Source organism: Ruegeria atlantica (genome assembly GCF_947495585.1).
In the GTDB taxonomy this organism is placed as follows: Bacteria; Pseudomonadota; Alphaproteobacteria; order Rhodobacterales; family Rhodobacteraceae; genus Ruegeria; species Ruegeria atlantica_G.
This window is the reverse complement of sequence record NZ_CANLZK010000006.1, coordinates 113,442-127,173: the sequence shown is the minus strand read 5'-3', so window position 1 is coordinate 127,173 and position 13,732 is coordinate 113,442. Positions and strand designations below refer to the sequence as shown.

Annotated in this window: 9 protein-coding genes; 4 read left to right on the top strand and 5 right to left on the bottom strand. The window is 57.8% G+C overall.

Annotated elements, in window-relative coordinates:
- Nucleotides 1–152: 152 nt before the first annotated feature.
- Nucleotides 153–2,528 (top strand): mechanosensitive ion channel family protein, encoded by a 2,376-nt coding sequence (locus QMP16_RS12640; protein ID WP_282152653.1) that lies wholly within the window; start codon nucleotides 153–155, stop codon nucleotides 2,526–2,528.
- A gap of 88 nt (nucleotides 2,529–2,616) precedes the next feature.
- On the opposite strand, the gene QMP16_RS12635 is transcribed toward QMP16_RS12640, so the two are convergent.
- The 5 genes from QMP16_RS12635 to QMP16_RS12615 are packed head-to-tail and all read right to left on the bottom strand — an operon-like array spanning nucleotide 2,617 to nucleotide 9,838.
- Nucleotides 2,617–3,972 (bottom strand): CoA transferase, encoded by a 1,356-nt coding sequence (locus QMP16_RS12635; RefSeq protein WP_282152652.1) that lies wholly within the window; start codon nucleotides 3,970–3,972, stop codon nucleotides 2,617–2,619.
- Nucleotides 3,969–5,123, bottom strand: a complete 1,155-nt coding sequence (locus tag QMP16_RS12630) for an ABC transporter permease (RefSeq protein ID WP_109312530.1) — start codon at nucleotides 5,121–5,123, stop codon at nucleotides 3,969–3,971. Before QMP16_RS12630 ends, QMP16_RS12635 begins: the two co-directional genes overlap by 4 nt.
- Complete coding sequence (locus QMP16_RS12625; RefSeq protein WP_108860926.1) at nucleotides 5,120–6,148, bottom strand: ABC transporter permease; 1,029 nt, start codon at nucleotides 6,146–6,148, stop codon at nucleotides 5,120–5,122. Before QMP16_RS12625 ends, QMP16_RS12630 begins: the two co-directional genes overlap by 4 nt.
- A gap of 14 nt (nucleotides 6,149–6,162) precedes the next feature.
- The gene (locus QMP16_RS12620; protein ID WP_282152651.1) at nucleotides 6,163–8,073 is read right to left on the bottom strand and encodes an ABC transporter substrate-binding protein; all 1,911 of its coding nucleotides are present in this window, start codon (nucleotides 8,071–8,073) and stop codon (nucleotides 6,163–6,165) included.
- Nucleotides 8,066–9,838 (bottom strand): ABC transporter ATP-binding protein, encoded by a 1,773-nt coding sequence (locus tag QMP16_RS12615; protein WP_282152650.1) that lies wholly within the window; start codon nucleotides 9,836–9,838, stop codon nucleotides 8,066–8,068. The genes QMP16_RS12620 and QMP16_RS12615 overlap by 8 nt, the downstream gene beginning before the upstream one ends.
- Nucleotides 9,839–10,071: 233 nt before the next feature.
- Between QMP16_RS12615 and QMP16_RS12610 the strand changes: the two genes are divergently transcribed.
- The 3 genes from QMP16_RS12610 (at nucleotide 10,072) to QMP16_RS12600 (ending at nucleotide 13,731) form a co-directional block, all read left to right on the top strand.
- Nucleotides 10,072–10,569, top strand: coding sequence for a class I SAM-dependent methyltransferase (locus QMP16_RS12610; protein WP_282152649.1), 498 nt, complete (start codon nucleotides 10,072–10,074; stop codon nucleotides 10,567–10,569).
- Between the two features lie 17 nt (nucleotides 10,570–10,586).
- Nucleotides 10,587–11,216 (top strand): glutathione S-transferase family protein, encoded by a 630-nt coding sequence (locus tag QMP16_RS12605; RefSeq protein WP_282152648.1) that lies wholly within the window; start codon nucleotides 10,587–10,589, stop codon nucleotides 11,214–11,216.
- 112 nt (nucleotides 11,217–11,328) lie between these two features.
- Nucleotides 11,329–13,731: a GcvT family protein gene (locus QMP16_RS12600; protein ID WP_282152647.1), complete on the top strand. Its 2,403-nt coding sequence runs from the start codon at nucleotides 11,329–11,331 to the stop codon at nucleotides 13,729–13,731.
- Nucleotide 13,732 lies beyond the last annotated feature (1 nt).

Genomic DNA, 13,732 nt, shown 5'->3' with positions numbered 1-13,732 from the left:
TCAGTTTTTTCCGGGTTGCAAACACTTCTGTTCACAGCATGGTGCGGGGAACACGGCTTGATAAGATGTTGAGGCTGCGGGGGTTGAATATTTGAACCCGCCACCGGGCTTCGATAACCTGTGTTACGAATGGCGAACTGGAAAAATATCCGATGACACGAACATTGCTGGCTGGATTAACGTTTGTAATCTGGTCCCTTACTCTGGCGCTGGTCACCGGTGCAGTTGCGCAGACCTCTCTGATACCGGGGTACCCCTCAGCCGGGGGCAGCAGCTCGGACACAGCCAGCGACAGCGATCTGGCTACGGCGATCCGTTCCGCGACCGAAGCCGGGGCGAGTGTGATTGTCATCGACAGCACCGGGCAAATCGTGTCTTCCGGCCAGCAAAACAGTGTCACCCCCGAGGCTGCACCCGGGGATCCGATGGGCGACGGTTCGCAGCTTATGAAAGCGCAGGAGCGGTTTTCGAGATTTCGCGACTCGATGAATTCACGGCTTCAGGCGCTGCCTTATTCGATTTTCGAGGTGCAATACATCCTGCGTCAAACCAGCCCGGATGGCCGAATACAGACCTATGTCGAGGTCCTGTTCTGGAACGTTCTCTTCCTTTTGATCGGACGATGGTTGTCGATTGAAATCTACGGCAAGCGCATCGCAAAGCGAATCGTCGTCGCGCGATCCAAGGAAGATCCGCAAGGTTATCGCGAGAAGATGCCGTTTTTGGTGTTCCGGTTCCTTATGGGGATAGGCGCCACGATTTTTGCCATGGTGATGGCGCTTATCGTCGGTTTCGTGTTTTTCGGCGAGGCTGAGGACATCTCGATCCAGTTTACGGTCACAGCAATTTTTACCGCCTTCTTCCTGTCGCGTACGGTGTCTGATCTGTGGCGCATGGTTCTATCCCCGTATCTAAGCCAATATCGCTTGCCGCCGTTCTCGGATCGTGATGCCAAACGCCTGTATATCTGGGCTTCGGCGCTGGCGACCTACGACATTACCGTCGTGCTTTTTGCCACTTGGGTAGCTGATTTTGGGTTGAACTATAACGTCTACGCCTTGGTCTATGGCGGTCTGACCATGTTTGGTGCGATCGGCAATGTCCTGATGATCCTGTTCAATGCCCGCGCCATTTCGAACGCTATTCGCGGCGGGCGCTCACCGGATCAGGTGTCGTGGATTCTGCGCCTGATCTCGTTCGCATGGGCGCCGGTGCTGATCCTGTACATGGTGTTCAGCTGGTTCAAACTGGCCGTCGACCTTGTGCTGGAAAATCAAAACTCGATCCCGATCGTGGCCAGCAGCTATGCCATCTTCATGTCGGTCGTGGTTGCCTATGGGGCCATGAACTATCTTCTGGAACGGTACTTCAATCGCAACAGCCAGCTGGACGCAATGAATGCCGATGCTGATGAGGCGGATGCCGAGGTTGAAGTGATCGAAACGCCGCAGGCCGAGATGCGCAAGCACTCGATCCTGACCTACGAAGATCTGGCGCGGCGGGTTGCCGGTATTCTGGCTTTTGTTGTCGGTCTGTATGCGTTGGTTGTCATCTGGAATCCGGATGCCAGCTGGAGCGAGGACCTGCCGATCGAGCGGGCGCTGGACGTGATGGTGATCCTCTTCATGGGTTACATCCTGTTCCATTTCTTCCGCATCGGGATCGACTCGAAGATCGCGCAGGAGATTGACGACGGCGGTGGTGAGGCTGAGCTGGGCGATGAAGGCGGAGAAGGTGGGCAAAGCCGCCTTGCAACATTGTTGCCTTTGTTCCGCGGGGCCATTCTGGCCGTAGTTGTTGTGACCATAGCGCTGATTGCCCTGATGGAATTGGGTATCAATGTCAGTCCGCTATTCGCGGGTGCTGGTGTCGTGGGCCTGGCCGTGGGCTTTGGGTCGCAGACATTGGTCCGCGATATCTTTTCGGGGGCGTTCTTCCTGATGGATGACGCATTCCGCAAGGGTGAATATATCGACATCGGCGACGTGAAGGGGACTGTCGAAAAGATCTCGGTTCGGTCGTTCCAGCTGCGTCACCATCTGGGCGCGCTGAACACGATCCCCTTTGGTGAGATCAAGGTTCTGACCAACTATTCCCGCGACTGGGTGATCATGAAACTGCCGTTACGGGTGACGTATGACACCGATGTCGAGAAGGTGCGCAAGCTGATCAAGAAGTTGGGTCAAGAGTTGTTGAGCGACCCGGTGATCGGCGACAACTTTATCCAACCGCTGAAGTCGCAAGGCGTGATCGAAATGCAGGACTCTGCGATGATCATTCGGGTCAAGTTCATGACCAAGCCGGGCGATCAATGGCTGGTGCGCAAGAAAGTCTATCAGGATATCCGCGAATTGTTCGCCCGCGAAGGCATCAAGTTCGCACACCGTGAGGTCACCGTGCGCCTGGCCGAAGGCAAGGACCCCGAGGATTTGACACCCAAGCAGCGCGAAGCTGTGACGGGTGCGGTGCAGGCGGCGATTGACGAGGATTATCTGGACGATATCGGTCCGGGTGGGGACGATCGCTGAGGGGGTTTCCCGCCCCTTCGGGTGACGTCTCTGGCGAGACGTGACCCAAAGCGTTGGGCCGGGCCGCGCGTACCGCGCGGCGGTTGGTTCAGGTGATGGCCGTGGCCCAGACCGGAGCCGACGTGCCTAGTTTAGGTGCAGGCTTGTCCCAGAACATCTTGGCGTTGCCAACGGTCAGAGCAGGTTTCAGGCGGTTACCGGAGCCCCAGCCAGATTCTTCGAGAGCTTGGCTGTAGTCTGACGGACTGGCACCGGTGATGACCTCTTTCGTGTCGGACTTGCTGAGAATGGCCAACAACTCGGCCGTGCGTGCGAGAGAGAGTTGGCCCAGCATGATCGCGTTGCCCGAGGCGGCCTCAGCCAGGGCGGACAGCACAGCGGCGGCCATCAGATAGCCGGTTGCATGATCCAGCGCCTGAACCGGCAATGGTGTTGGTTTGTCCGCATTCGCCCAGTCACGGCCTGCATCCGCGATGCCTGCGCTCATTTGGACAAGGCTGTCAAACCCGCGCCGTGCGGCCCATGGGCCTTGCCAGCCATAAGCATCCAAAGTGACTTCGACCCGGTTTGGGGCCAATTCATCGCGCTTGGCCCTGGTCAGGCCGAGCGCATCCAAAGCGCCGGGGCGATACCCGTGGACGAACACATCGGCCTGAGACAGCAACTCTTGCAGCTTTTCCAAACCTGAGGGCGATTTCAGATCGAGGTAAGTGCAGGATTTACCCAATGAGATGTCGGGTATGACACCGGGCTCGTCCCAACCGGGCGGGTCGACACGCAGAACGTCAGCACCAAAACCGGCAAGGGTTCGCGTTGAAACCGGCCCAGCCAGCACGCGCGTCAGGTCGAGGACGCGCAACCCTGCCAAAGGGCGCTCAGCCGTGGCCTCGGATCGATCTCGCAGTTTGATCTGTCGCGGGCTGTGCCAACCGATCAGTGGATCGCGGGACACGGCCCGACCTTGCGGATGCTCTAACCACACTGCCCGGCTGCGCATGGCTGCGGAAACGCCACCCTGGGCAACGATTGCCGATTCCAGCTCGCTTGCGGACCATCGCCGCACTGCTTGAGAGACCGCGTCCCGATCTGCTTTGACCTCAAGAACCTTAAGTGCCGCCGCTCGGTGGCGGGGCAGGTTGGTGTGCAACCTGATCCAACCATCCGCAGTCTGGTAGTCGCCTGCTATCGCATCCCAGAGACTAGGCATCTCCCAACCATTGGGCTTGAAGGAGTATTGATACCAAAGCGAGGCCAACCGGTGATCCACAGACACGTCCGGCGCGCTGGGCGACAGGTTCAGCGCCGTCGTCAGACGTGCCAGTTCCTGACCCACCGCGCCAAAAGTTGCCGTCGCCAGTTCAGATACCGCATAGACACTGGACCAAGCCCCAGTGCCCGTTTTACGGTATCCGTCGGTTGCGGGAAGGGCTGAAATCAAGCTCATTGCTGGTATGGATCCAGACTGTCACGCAGCCCGTCACCCAGGAAATTGAAAGCCAGCACGATAACAATGATCGGTAGCATCGGGATTGCCGTCCAGGGGTAGATCTCGATCGAGGCCAGGTTCTGCGCGTCGTTCAGCATTACCCCCCAACTGACGGCCGGGGCCCGCAGACCAAGACCCAGGAAGCTGAGCGCGGTTTCCCCAAGGATCATGGCTGGTATCGACAACGTGGCCGAGGCGATCAGGTGAGACATGAAGTTCGGCAGCAGGTGCTTGCGGATCACACGGCCCGAGCTTGCGCCCATCATCTCGGCGGCGCGGACGTATTCCTCTTCCCTTAGGGACAGGAATTTCGCGCGTACCGAACGGGCGAGGCCGGGCCAATCGAGAATCCCGAGGATGATCGAGATGATGAAGAAAACAGCAACCGGGCTCCAGTTTGAGGGCACCGCCGCCGATAGGGCAAGCCAGAGCGGCAGCTCAGGTAGCGAGCGCAAGACCTCGATCACGCGGTTGATGACCCAATCGATCTTGCCGCCGAAATACCCGGCGATTGATCCAAAAAAGATGCCAAGGGTGAATGATACCGAAATGCCGATCAGGCCGACAGTCAGCGACAGCTGCGCGCCATATAGAATGCGGCTGAACACATCGCGGCCCAAACGATCGGATCCCCAAAGGAACAGCGTTGCGCCCTCTGGCGCACAGAACAGGTGGGTGTCTGATTTTATAAGACCTGCAAGCCTGTACTCGGTCCCCTCGCAGAAAAAGCGGATCGGGCGAGGGTCTTCCGTGTCGGGCACAAATTTCCATTGAAAGGTCTCAAGATCAGCTTCGGCCACGATCGGATAGACATACGGGCCAATGAAGGAGCCATCGTGGAACCAATTGATGCTTTGTGGTGGGGCGTAAAGGTGTTCGCCGTTTCGTTCATTCGGGCCATAGGGGGCGATGAATCCAGCGAAGGGCAGCATCAGGTAGCAGAACAGTAGGAAAACGCCTGAAATCAAACCCAGCTTATGGGTTTTGAACTTGCGCCAGACCAGAACCCAGTTGGGTGCGTCCAGATCTGCGCGCTCTAACTGTTGCAGGGCGGCATCCGCGTCGAAGGGTGCATCGTCGACAAAGCGACCGTCGGTGTGTTTGGTCACGCTTCACGCCCCTCGTACCGAATGCGCGGGTCCAGCATGACCAGCAAGATATCAGAGATCATGGTGCCGATCAGGGTCAGCAAGGCCACGAACATCAGAATGAAGGCAGACAGAAATTGGTCCTGGGTCTTGAGTGCGGTCAGCAAGGTCGGGCCGATGGTTTGCAGACCAAGCACGACTGAGACCAGTACCGACCCGGATACCATCGACGGCAGCAAGTTCCCGATATCTGCAACAAATGGGTTGAACGCCACGCGCAGCGGGTACTTTGTCAGCATTCGCGATGGTGCCATACCCTTGGCAATGGCCGTTTCCACATAAGGTTTGCCCAGTTCATCCAGCATGTTCGCACGCAGACGCTGCATCATGGCAGAGGCGCCAGATGTGCCAATGACGAAAGTCGGTACGATCAGGTGGACAAGAATGGACTTCAGCTTTTCCCAGCTCATCGGCTGACCTTCGAAGGATGGGTCCATCAGGCCGCCGATGGGCAGGTTGAAGTAGCGGTGTCCGTAATAGAACAGGATCAGTGCCAGCAGGAAGTTGGGCGTCGCCAAACCAAGATAGCCAACAAAGGCCGACGTATAGTCAATCCAGGTTCGCGATTTTGCTGCGGCGAGGACGCCCAGCGGTAGGGCAACGGCATAAACGAATAGGATAGCGGCCAGGTTGACCACAACAGTCAGCCATAGGGTATCGCCGACGATCTCGGCCACGGGGCGGTCGAATTCAAAAGACCAGCCGTAATTGCCCTGAAGAAGGCCCTCAAACCCGTGCGGTCCGGGCCAGAAGCCCATCCAAACCAGGTACTGTTCCCATATGGGGCGATCCAGGGCGTATTCCGCGCGCAGGAATTCAGCCTTGGCGACCCCGGCAGATTGGCCCGAGGCCTGCAATTCCGCGATCTGATTGCTCAGATAATCGCCGGGTGGCAGGTTGATGATCACGAAGATCAGAACCGACACCACCAGCAAAGTCAGCAGCATCGTGAAAAAGCGATATACCGCATAGCGCAGCATTACCATTTAGCTGCTCCTGATTAGTCGGCGAAAAAGAATTCGTCGGGGCGGTGAATGCCAAAATGTGCGCCGGGCTCCCACGCCCACATGCCTTGCTCGGGCACGTTGCGCAGACGGTTGGACACTACGATGGGCTGCGGTGCGCCGTTCAGAATTCCGATGGCGAAAAGCTGATCAGCGTGGATGCTCAGCATTTCTGACCAGACTGCCGAACGCTCTTCGTCGGTGGTAGCAACCTCCCAATCATGGGCCAGCTGCATTAGACGTTCAGCCTCAGGCATGTCAGGCGCTTCACCAACATCGCCGCCGGTTTGGTAAAATTGTCCCCATTTGGGCCAGGCCAGAAACACCTGATCCGTAGGTGCCAAATAAGCAGGGGAAGTGTGCGCCTGCGGGATACCGTCATCCCAACCGAACCAAACTGAGGCCATGGTGTTGCCAGCAAAAACGCGGTTGCGCAGAATGTCCCGGTCCAGTGGGCGCATGATCAGGTCCACACCAATTTCACGCCATGTATCGGTGACGATCTGAAGCGCGTTCTCAACCTCTTGCCGCTCTCCTGCGGTTTCGATGATCAGTTCCATCGGGCGCCCATCCGGCAGCAGGCGAATGCCGTTTTTATCGCGCTCGGCCAGGCCAGCTTCGTCCAGGAGGGCGTTGGCCATCTCAACGTCATACTGCGCCCAGGCTTTTGCGTTTTCCTCGTCATAGAACGGAGACGCGGGTAAAACGGACATCGCACCGGGATGGGCCAGCTTGAAATAGAGCGCTTGATTGATGGTTTTGCGGTCGATGGCCAGGGACAGCGCCCGCCGAACACGAACATCGCGCAGAACGTCGCGCCAAACTTCATCCGAGTAGTTCAGGTTCGGGTAGATCGCGATTTGCGATGCGACACCGGTCTTCCACAGCAGAGTTTTGTAGTCTCCGCCGGCTTCACCCTTTTTCAGGATAGATGCATCGCGAAACGCCAGACCGCGCCCCTGCAGATCAGTTTCGCCAGCATTGGTCTTGGCCGCGACCAAGCCAGCGGCGACGATTTCCATCTCGACGATGTCGATATAGGGCAACTGAACGCCGTTGGAATCGATGCGGTGATAATAAGGGTTGCGAACGAAATTGTGGCGGATCTTCTTGCCCGAACTTGCATTCAGCCAAGGCTGCAGCGTCGGGAGTTCGTGGTTGTCGAACTTGTAGAGGTTGTCCAGCTTGTTGTGCAGCGCCGCCCAGCTTTTGACCCGTGCGTCTTCGACCTGAAAGGCGAGGTCTTCAGCATCTGCGAACTTCTCGTGATACTGTTTGAGGAATTCAGACGGCCGGTAGATGAATGGCGGGCGCGCTTGGGCCAGCGACTGCAGGAAATCAGGATTTGGGTTTTCCCACTCAAAGACAATAGTTGTCTCATCCGGGAAGGTCACGGTTGGCGTTTTACCTTCAACAATCAGGAAATCAGGTGGGCCAGATGGGCTGAGCAACTCGTTGTTAGCGACATCTTCCCACCAATACCGGAAGTCTTCGGATGTGAACGGCGATCCATCGGACCACTTGTGCCCGTCACGCAGATGCAGGGTGAATTTCCGGTTGCCGTCATTTTCATAGGATTCAAGTAGATCGGGGACGATGTCGTAGTTTTCGTCAAACCCAACCAGTCGCGCATACCCGTAGACGACCATCTGGCGGATGTCTTTTGACCGGGTCACCATGGTGCGCAGGGTACCACCGGGGGCACCAAACTCGCGGCCTTTGGCTGCCAGATCCACGATCAAAGGTTCGGCCGGTAGGCGTTCTGCGACCGGCGGCAGATTCCCGGCGCTGACCTCGGCTTGCCAGAATTCGCTTTCCTGAGGGGTCGGTGTTCCAGCAGTGGCGGGCAGGACCAAAGTGGCGACCAACGTGGCAGCCAGAATGAGCGGGCGAGTGGTTTTAAACATGGCATCGTACCTTATGGCCGGGCTCCATCTCTACCAGTGAGGGTATCACGGAGTCCGTAAATCGGAAGGTGTCATCCCAACTGTCTGGTGAACCAGCGCCCAACGCAACCAGTTTAAGGTCGATGGGCCGGTTGATGTCGGGTTCTGGTTGGGCGGCAATCAGCGCCTTGGTGTAAGGGTGTCGGGGGTTATAAAACAACGTCTCGGGCGGGGCCTGTTCGACGACAAGACCCCGGCGCATCACGGCCACTTCGTCGGCAATGCGCGCCACAACCGCAAGGTCGTGAGAGATGAACAGGTAGGACAAGTTCAACCGGTCCTGCAGGTTTTCCAGCAAGGTCAGGATCTGTTCCTGAACCGATACATCCAGTGCCGATGTCGGCTCGTCACAGACAATCAGCTGCGGGTCCAGCATCATCGCCCGCGCAATCGAAAGGCGTTGCCGCTGTCCGCCGGAAAAGGCGTGTGGATAGCGTTTGAGCATATCACCATTCAGTCCCACACGCTGAAGCATCTCGACCGCTTTGTCCCGCTGTTCAGCGGTCGAACCAATGGAGTGGATTTCCAAAGGCTCGGTCAGCGCGTCTTGAATGCGCATCCGCGGACTGAGAGAGCTGTACGGGTCCTGAAACACCATCTGCGCCTTGCGTTGAAAGGCCGTGCGCTGAGAGCGGTTCATGTGGTGCACAGTGATCGGGTCTTCGCCAGGCGCGGTGCGAAACAGTACCTCGCCACCCGGATCGGGTAGTTCCGCACCAAGGGCGATCCGCGCGGCCGTTGTTTTGCCCGAGCCACTTTCGCCGACGATTGCCAGTGTTTTGCCGCGGGCTAATTTCAGATCCACACCTCGGCAGGCATGGATCAGCTTGTCCCCCTGCCAGCCCCTGCTGGACCGCATAGTGTAGGTCTTGGACACCCCCTTCATCTGTAGAATGAGGTCATCATCCGGCATAGGCAGCCCGACCGAATCTTCGTCGGGAATTGCAGGGGCCGCGTTGAACAATTGTTGTGTGTAGGGGTGCGCCGGGGCGCTTAGGATCGGGGCGGCAGCCCCTGCCTCCATCACGCGGCCTTTGTGCATGACAACGACCTGTTCCGCCATATTGGCAACCACACCAAGATCGTGCGTCACAAGGATCAGGGCCATTCCTGTCTCGCGCTGTAGTTCCTTGATCAGACCAAGCACTTGCGCTTGTGTCGTTACGTCCAGCGCGGTCGTCGGCTCATCCGCGATCAGCAGTTCTGGCTTGGAAACCATGGCCATCGCAATCATGGCGCGCTGGCGCATGCCGCCCGACAACTCGAACGGGTAAGAATCATACGCACGCTGCGGGTCAGGAAAGCCTACGCGTTCGAATTGGGTCAGGACCTCTTTGCGGGCTTGCGCCTCGGACGCGCTCCGATGCAGCCACAAGACCTCGCTGACCTGATTGCCGATCTTGTGCAACGGGGACAGCGATCGCATCGGTTCCTGAAAAATCATCGAAATCCGATTGCCGCGAATGTCGCGCATCTGGCGTTCGCTGATCTTGGTAAGATCCTCGAAGCCTTTCGAATCGTTCAGGGTAATCGTTCCACTGCGAATTTGCGCGGCACGTGGAAGAATGCGCAAGGCCGCCCGGCACGAGATGGTTTTTCCCGATCCGGATTCGCCAACCAGAGCCAATGTCTGCCCGGCCTCGACATCAAAGTTGACTCCTTTGACAACTGAGTCGCCCGCACCAAAACCGATGCTGAGGTCTCTGACGGACAACAACGCAGTCATGCGGGTTTTCCACCCGTTCGTCCGTGGTTCGACATCGGCGTATTCAACTCCCTGTGTTTTTTGACTTAGTCTCGCGCGGTTGTGCCCGTGTAGTCAAACCCGTTCTTGGGCCCAATTGTCGCGAAAATGTGAAACTTAGGCCAATTTACCTACACAAATCCTTGAGGATTTGTCATCACATGCGGTGTCGGCCCCAAATCATGAGCTGACTGATATCAAGGAGAGATTTCCCCGTGCCCGACAACCAAAGCCGCCTGGATCTGTTCATCGACCGTATGGTGTCCCAACGGGCCTGCCTAGATTATGCCATCTCTCAGACCAAAGGAATGCCTGGGCCAGTGTTCGAACTGGGGTTGGGCAATGGGCGCACCTATCATCACATGGTGCAGTATGTTTCAGGTCGACCTGTCTATGTATTCGAGCGCGCCGTGGCGTCGCATCCGGATTCCACGCCGCCCGAAGATCGGGTGATTTTGGGGGATGTGCGCGAAACACTACCTGCCTCGGTGGATCGGTTCGGAGCCACAGCCAGTCTGATCCACGCGGACTTGGGCGGTCACAACCGCAAAAAGAACGACGACTTCGCCAGATTTGTTTCACCGCTGATCGAGCCGCTGTTGGCCGAGGGTGGTTTGATGGTATCCAGCGACCGGATGTATTTCGATACCTTGACCGAAGTTTCCCTGCCCGAAGGGGCCGTCGAGGGGCGCTGTTTCATTTACCGCCGCTAACCAGGCAGGAGAGTCCGATGCTTTTTTATGATTGTTCCACGGCCCCCAATCCACGGCGCGCGCGCATGTTCATTGCCGAGAAGGGCTTGGACATCGAAACCCGAGAAATCTCGATCGGCAAAGGTGAGCAACTCAGCGATGAATTTCGCGCGGTGAACCCGAACGCAACTATACCCGTGTTGGTGACGGATGAGGGCATCGCGTTGACCGAGAATCTTGGGATAGCTGCTTACCTTGAGGCGCGGTTTCCTGAGCCACCATTGATGGGCCGCACTCCGGATGAAAAGGGGCAGGTTCTGATGTGGAACAGCATTGTCGAACAGCAGGGCGGCATGCCTGTAGCCGAGGCGTTGCGCAATACCCATCCAGCCTTTGCCGACAGGGCAATTCCGGGCGCGGTGAATCACGCGCAAATCCCGGAACTGGCGCAGCGCGGTTCAACGCGCGTTGACCATTTCTTTTCGCTTCTGGAACAGCGACTGAGCGAAAGCGCGTTTATCGCAGGTTCGGATTTCACTCTGGCTGACATTTCCACCTTTGTCTTCGTTGACTTTGCCCGCGTGATCAAGAAGCGGATTCCACAAGAAAATACCGCCACTTTGGCATGGTTCGACAAGGTCGCATCCCGTCCCAGCGCGCAGCTCTAGAAACTGCTGATCCGAGGCCGTTTCTTCGCTAGCGCAGAACTGTACAGAAATGTCTAGACAGAAGTGAACAGTGCCGCTAGCGTCCTTCCTTAATCATGCAGGGGAGCGCAGGATGAAATCTCAGTATCGCGTTGTGGTTATCGGGGGCGGCGTAGTGGGTGCCTCGGTTCTGTATCATCTGGCCAAGTTTGGCTGGTCGGATGTGGTAATGCTGGAACGGCGGCGGCTGGCGTCTGGCTCGTCCTGGCACGCGGCCGGCGGTATCCATGCGCTGAATGCCGACCCGAACATGGCATCCTTACAAGCCTATACTATCGACCTGCTCAGCGAGATCGAAAAGGAATCGGGTCAGAATATCGGCTTGCACATGACCGGTGGTCTGACGCTGGCCGGCACGCTCGAACGATGGGAGTGGCTGCAGGCGAACTATCGCATTTTCCAGTCTATCGGCATTGATGACTGCGAATTGCTGTCTCCGGAAGAGGCGCAAAGGCGTTGCCCCATCATGTCCACCGACGGCGTGTTGGGCGCGATGTGGGCAGACCGTGAGGGGTATATCGACACGACCGGCACGGTACAGGCCTATGCAACAGCGGCGAAAAAGCGGGGCGCGGAGTATTACGAAGAAACCAAGGTCGAAGAACTGATCCAAACCGACGATGGCTGGCAGGTCGTCACCGACAAGGGCACGATCACCTGTGAACACGTGGTTAACGCCGCTGGCCTCTGGGCCAAGCAGGTCGGGCGTATGGCGGGGGTGGAGCTGCCGGTTTCACCGCTCAAGCACCACTATCTTATCACTGATACCGTGCCCGAGGTCGCCGAGGCAGATTTCGAAATGCCGATGACCGTCGACCTCGAAGGGTTCACCTATATGCGGCAGGATCAGAAAGGCGTTCTGGTGGGGATCTATGAGGTCGATCATGAACACTGGGCGATGGACGGCGCGCCGTGGAACTATGGTGAAGAACTGTTTCAGGAACAGCTCGACCGGATCGAGAATGAGCTGACACTGGGCTTCGAACGTTATCCGTCGATCCAGAACGTGGGCATCAAAACCTGGGTAAACGGTGCCTTTACCTTTGCCCCCGACGGCAACCCGCTGGTCGGCCCGGTGCCGGGCAAGCGCGGCTACTGGTCGGCCTGTGCGGTTATGGCAGGTTTCCTGCAGGGCGGAGGTGTCGGCAAAACGCTGGCTGAATGGATGATCCATGGCGAGCCCGAGGCGGATGCCTGGCCGATGGATGTGGCGCGCTTTGGCGACTTTGCGCAGAACAAGCGGTATATCCGTGAAACCACGGGCCAGTTTTATTCCCGTCGCTTCGTAATGACCTACCCGAACGAGCAACTGCCCGCGGGCCGACCGCTAAAGATGGCCCCTGCGCATGACGCGATGACGGATGCGGGCTGCAAATGGGGCGTCAGCTGGGATCTTGAAGTGCCGTTGTATTTCGCGCCAAAAGGGTTTGAGGAAACACCGACGCTGAAACGCTCGAACGCGCATGACATCGTGGCCGACGAATGCAAGGTAATCCGCGAAGGTGTCGGCTTGATGGATATCTCGGGATTTTCACGGTTTGAGGTCAGTGGCCCGAATGCTGAGGTTTGGCTGGGCAAAGTCATGGCCTCAAAACTGCCGGCGCCCGGTCGGGCGAAGCTGGCGCCGATGCTGGGCGAGAACGGGCGGCTCAAAGGGGATCTGACCGTTCTGAACTGGGGCGATGGCACATGGTGGATCATGGGCAGCTATTACCTGCGGGCCTGGCACATGCGCTGGTTTGACGATCACATGATCGACGACGTCAATGTTCGTGATCTGGGCGAGGAATATTGCGGTTTCGCCGTAGTCGGTCCCAAATCGCAAGCGGTTGTGGAAAAACTGGCCGAACAGGACATCTCGGACCTCAAATTCATGGGCTGTGGTGATTTCGACATCGGGTTAGTGCGCGCACGTGTTGCCCGCATGTCAGTGACCGGCGAGAAAGGGTACGAGATCAACTGCCGCTCCGGAGACCACATCAAGCTTCGCCGGATGCTGTTGGAGGCCGGAGCCGAGGAGGGCATTCGTGAATGCGGCTTCAACGCCATGTTGTCGACACGGCTGGAAAAGAGCTTTGGTATCTGGTCGGCAGAGTTCACGCAGCTTTACACGCCGGGCATGACCGGAATGGATCGCTGGATCGACTGGGGCAAGGAATTTGTCGGCAAAGATGCTGCGGTCGCAGAACGTGACGGCAATGGACCGGCGCAGATTCAGGTAACACTGGAAGTGGACGCCGCAGACGCGGACGCAAGCGGTTACGAACCCGTTTGGGCGGGCGGTGAGCGTGTCGGCTTTGTGACATCCGGCGGATACGGTCACTACACCGGCAAGTCTTTGGCAATGGCTTTGGTCAATCGCGACAAGGCTGCGCCCGGAACAGAGCTTTCGGTCCATGTGGTTGGTGTCGAGAGGCCCGCGAGGGTTGTCGCGCCGTCACCTTATGACCCGCAGGGCAAAGCGATGAGGGGCTAAG

Excerpts from the sequence above, each read along its gene's own strand:
- QMP16_RS12640 (WP_282152653.1), top strand. The coding sequence starts at position 153 with ATGACACGAACATTGCTGGCTGGATTAACGTTTGTAATCTGGTCCCTT.
- QMP16_RS12620 (WP_282152651.1), bottom strand. The coding sequence starts at position 8,073 with ATGTTTAAAACCACTCGCCCGCTCATTCTGGCTGCCACGTTGGTCGCC.
- QMP16_RS12625 (WP_108860926.1), bottom strand. The coding sequence starts at position 6,148 with ATGGTAATGCTGCGCTATGCGGTATATCGCTTTTTCACGATGCTGCTG.
- QMP16_RS12600 (WP_282152647.1), top strand. The coding sequence starts at position 11,329 with ATGAAATCTCAGTATCGCGTTGTGGTTATCGGGGGCGGCGTAGTGGGT.
- QMP16_RS12635 (WP_282152652.1), bottom strand. The coding sequence starts at position 3,972 with ATGAGCTTGATTTCAGCCCTTCCCGCAACCGACGGATACCGTAAAACG.
- QMP16_RS12605 (WP_282152648.1), top strand. The coding sequence starts at position 10,587 with ATGCTTTTTTATGATTGTTCCACGGCCCCCAATCCACGGCGCGCGCGC.
- QMP16_RS12615 (WP_282152650.1), bottom strand. The coding sequence starts at position 9,838 with ATGACTGCGTTGTTGTCCGTCAGAGACCTCAGCATCGGTTTTGGTGCG.